The following is a 3426-nucleotide window of genomic DNA, read 5'->3' as shown; positions in this document are numbered from 1 at the left end:
CCCCCCCCCCCCCCCCCCCCCCCCCCCCCCCGCCCCCCCCCCCCCCCCCCCCCCGGGGGGGGGGCCCCCCCCCCCCCCCCCCGGTCCGGCAGACTGGAACTCATGGCCATTAACGAGAACCTGCTCGGGGGCCCTCCCCCGACCCATCTGCCCGACGACCCGGAGCCGCGCGAGCTGCTCGCCAGCGGTGCCGCACCGGCCGAGGTCGCCGCGAAGTACCCCGCCTCCTCACTCGCCTGGGCGCAGCTCGCCGACGAGGCGTTCGAGGCGGGCCGCGTCGTCGAGTCGTACGCGTACGCCCGCACCGGCTACCACCGGGGCCTGGACGCGCTGCGCCGCAGCGGCTGGAAGGGCCACGGCCCGGTGCCCTTCGAGCACGAGCCGAACCGTGGCTTCCTGCGCGCCCTGCACGCGCTGGCCCGCGCCGCGCAGTCGATCGGCGAGAACGAGGAGTACGAGCGCTGCTCGACCTTCCTCCGCGACTCCTCGCCCACCGCTGCCAACACCCTCGGCTGATCCGCCCGACCCCGCCGCGACGGGGTCGGGCGGCGGGGCGCCCGGTGCGGCGTCCGGTGGTCCGCCACCTGCCGCACGGGTTCGCCGTCAGGGCCTGCCGGTCGCACATGTCGACCTGGCAGGCCCTTGCCGTGTGCACTGACTTCCGCGCATGATGCGCGCAGGATTCGATGATCAGCGATCGTGGGTCCGAGAGGGGACCGGGGCTCCCATGCCGATGAGGAAGGGGCGGACCGCTACCCGGAAGCAGTACTGAGGAGACAGCCATGTCCCAGCACACTGGACATTCCGGCATCGACGAGGCGGAGAACGACACTCCGAACCTCGACTTCCAGGGCACCACCCCGTACGACGACTACGTCCGGGCCTCCGTGCTCACCCACCTCCAGCAGCCGCTCTCGGACGATCCGGGAGAGATGGTCTTCCTGGTCACCACCCAGGTGATGGAGCTGTGGTTCACGGTGATCACCCACGAATGGCAGACCGCGGCCGATGCGCTGCGCCGGGACGACCTGCCGACCACGCTGGCCGCGCTGAAGCGGTCAACCTACGAACTGGAGGCGCTCAACGCCTCCTGGAAGCCGCTCGCGCACCTGACGCCCGGCCAGTTCAACGCGTACCGCGCCGCGCTGGGCGAGGGCTCGGGGTTCCAGTCCGCGATGTACCGCAGGCTGGAGTTCCTGCTGGGCGAGAAGTCCGCTTCCATGCTGGTCCCGCACCGCGGGGCGCCGCGCGAGCACGCCGAGTTGGAGAAGGCGCTGGCCGAGCCGAGCCTGTACGACGAGGCGGTGCGGTTCCTCGCCCGGCGCGGCTTCGCCATCCCCGACGAGGTGCTGGAGCGCGACGTCACCCAGCGGTACGAGCCGCACGAGGCGGTCGAGCGGGCCTGGCAGCAGATCTACTCGGGCGCACCGGCCGGGGCCGGGTCCGGAGCCGCGTCCGAGGTGCCGTCCGATGCCGTTCCCGGCGACGCTCCCGGCGGGCCCGGCGGCGAGGACCTGACGGTGCTCGGCGAGGCGCTGACCGAGGTCGCCGAACTCGTCTGGCGCTGGCGCAACGACCACCTGGTCGCCACCCGGCGCGCGATGGGCGCCAAGACCGGCACGGGCGGCTCCTCCGGCGTCGCCTGGCTGGAGAAGCGCGCGGGCAAGCACGTCTTCCCCGAGCTGTGGACGGCGCGCAGCTATGTCTGAGCGCATCACGACACCGCGTACGGCGGCTGACCGTACAGAGACCGCTGGTACGGGGGCCGAGCCCGCAGCAACCGACCCCGCAGCGACCGGCCGTACGGAGGCCCGGCGGGTGCGGGTGGCCGACGCCGTGCGCCGGGACGCCGCCGATCCGCTGGCCGCGGTCCGCGAACGGTTCGTCGTGGACGGGGCCGACGACCCGCACGGCACGGTCTACCTGGACGGCAACTCGCTGGGCGCGCTGCCGCGCAGCGGGCCGGGCCGGCTGGCCGAGGTCATCGAGCAGGAGTGGGGCCGCGACCGCATCCGCTCCTGGTGGGACAACCAGTGGTGGACGGCGCCCGAGCGGATCGGCGACCGGGTCGGTGGGCTGCTCGGCGCCGCGCCGGGGCAGGTCGTCGTCGGCGACTCGACCAGCGTGAACGTCCTCAAGGCGGTCGTCGCCGGCGTCCGACTGGCCCGCGGCGGCAGCACCACGGCCGGCGCCGAGCCGTCGGACGCGGGCCGGCCGGGAGCCGCGGCATCCGGCGCCGCGGCGGCCGGCGCCACCAGGCGGGACGAGATCCTGGTGGACGAGAGCACGTTCCCCACGGACGGCTACATCGCCGAGTCCGCCGCCCGGCTGACCGGCTGCACGCTGCGGCCGGTCCCCGCGGCGGACGTCCCGGCCGCGGTCACCGCGCGTACCGCGCTGGCCCTGGTCAACCACGTCGACTACCGCACCGGCCGCCGCCACGACCTGCCGGGCACCACCGCGGCCCTGCACGCGGCCGGCGCCCTCGCGGTCTGGGACCTGTGCCACAGCGCGGGCGCGCTCCCCGTCGACCTGGACGCGCACGGCGTGGACCTGGCCGTCGGCTGCACGTACAAGTACCTCAACGGCGGCCCCGGAGCACCCGCCTACCTGTACGTCGCCGCCCGCCACCAGCCGCGCTTCGACTCGCCGCTGCCCGGCTGGAACTCGCACGCCGACCCGTTCGCCATGGCCGGCGGGTACGCACCGGCCGACGGCGCGGTACGCGGCCGGGTCGGCACGCCCGACATCCTGTCGATGCTGGCCCTGGAGAGCGCGCTGGACGCCTGGCAGGGTGTCGACATCGAGTCCGTACGGGCCAAGAGCCTGGCCCTCACGGACTTCTTCCTGGACTGCGTCGCGGCGTACGTGCCGGCCGGCGCGGTCGAGTCGCTGACGCCGCGGGAGCACGCGGAGCGCGGCAGCCAGGTCGCACTGCGCTGCGCCGACGCGGGCGGCGTGACCGACCGGCTGCTGGAGCGCGGCGTGGTCATCGACTTCCGCCGCCCGGACGTCCTGCGGTTCGGCTTCACGCCGCTGTACACCGGGTTCGCCGACGCGGAGCGCGCCGCCTGGGCGCTGGGGGAGGTGCTCGCCACGTCATGACGGAGGCGATGACGCGTGCGGAGCGCGAGGAGAACTCGGCCTTCAGCCACCCGGAGGGCCCACCGGACGCCACGGCCGGCTACGGCCCGGACCCGGATCAGGTAGTGGACTTCTACCTGCCCCGCGGCCCGCTCCCCGCCCCCTCCGCACGCGCCATCGCCACCCCGCCCGCACCACGTACGGGGGCGGGGCCAGCGTCGGGGCCGGAGTCGGGGGCAGCGCCCGGGCCTGGGCCCGGGGGTGGGGCCGGCGCGCCGGGGTGGGGGGGGCGCGCGTGCCGGGGGCCGTGCGAACGGGGCTGCGGATGCGTGTGGGTCTGCG

The 3426-nt window shown here is 75.4% G+C and carries 3 protein-coding genes; all 3 read left to right on the top strand.

Going from position 1 to position 3426, the window contains the following annotated elements; translation table 11 throughout:
* Positions 1–102: 102 nt before the first annotated feature.
* The 3 genes from AAHZ94_RS30975 to AAHZ94_RS30965 all read left to right on the top strand — a co-directional run bounded on the left by AAHZ94_RS30975 (position 103) and on the right by AAHZ94_RS30965 (position 3105).
* The gene (locus tag AAHZ94_RS30975) at positions 103–516 is read left to right on the top strand and encodes a DUF3151 domain-containing protein (RefSeq protein ID WP_349997041.1); all 414 of its coding nucleotides are present in this window, start codon (positions 103–105) and stop codon (positions 514–516) included.
* A 266-nt stretch (positions 517–782) separates the two neighbouring features.
* A complete protein-coding gene (locus AAHZ94_RS30970) occupies positions 783–1709 on the top strand; it encodes a tryptophan 2,3-dioxygenase family protein (RefSeq protein ID WP_349997040.1) in 927 nt (308 codons plus the stop codon).
* The gene (locus AAHZ94_RS30965) at positions 1702–3105 is read left to right on the top strand and encodes a kynureninase (protein WP_349997039.1); all 1404 of its coding nucleotides are present in this window, start codon (positions 1702–1704) and stop codon (positions 3103–3105) included. The genes AAHZ94_RS30970 and AAHZ94_RS30965 overlap by 8 nt, the downstream gene beginning before the upstream one ends.
* The last annotated feature ends 321 nt before the right edge of the window (positions 3106–3426 follow it).

It is taken from the genome of Streptomyces sp. HSW2009 (assembly GCF_040240285.1).
Classification (GTDB): Bacteria; Actinomycetota; Actinomycetes; order Streptomycetales; family Streptomycetaceae; genus Streptomyces.
The sequence above is the reverse complement of the archived record's forward strand: the minus strand, read 5'-3'. Positions and strand labels throughout refer to the sequence as shown.

Bases quoted from the DNA above. Each gene is read 5' to 3' on its own strand.
- AAHZ94_RS30975 (WP_349997041.1), top strand. From the start codon at position 103: ATGGCCATTAACGAGAACCTGCTCGGGGGCCCTCCCCCGACCCATCTG.
- AAHZ94_RS30965 (WP_349997039.1), top strand. From the start codon at position 1,702: ATGTCTGAGCGCATCACGACACCGCGTACGGCGGCTGACCGTACAGAG.
- AAHZ94_RS30970 (WP_349997040.1), top strand. From the start codon at position 783: ATGTCCCAGCACACTGGACATTCCGGCATCGACGAGGCGGAGAACGAC.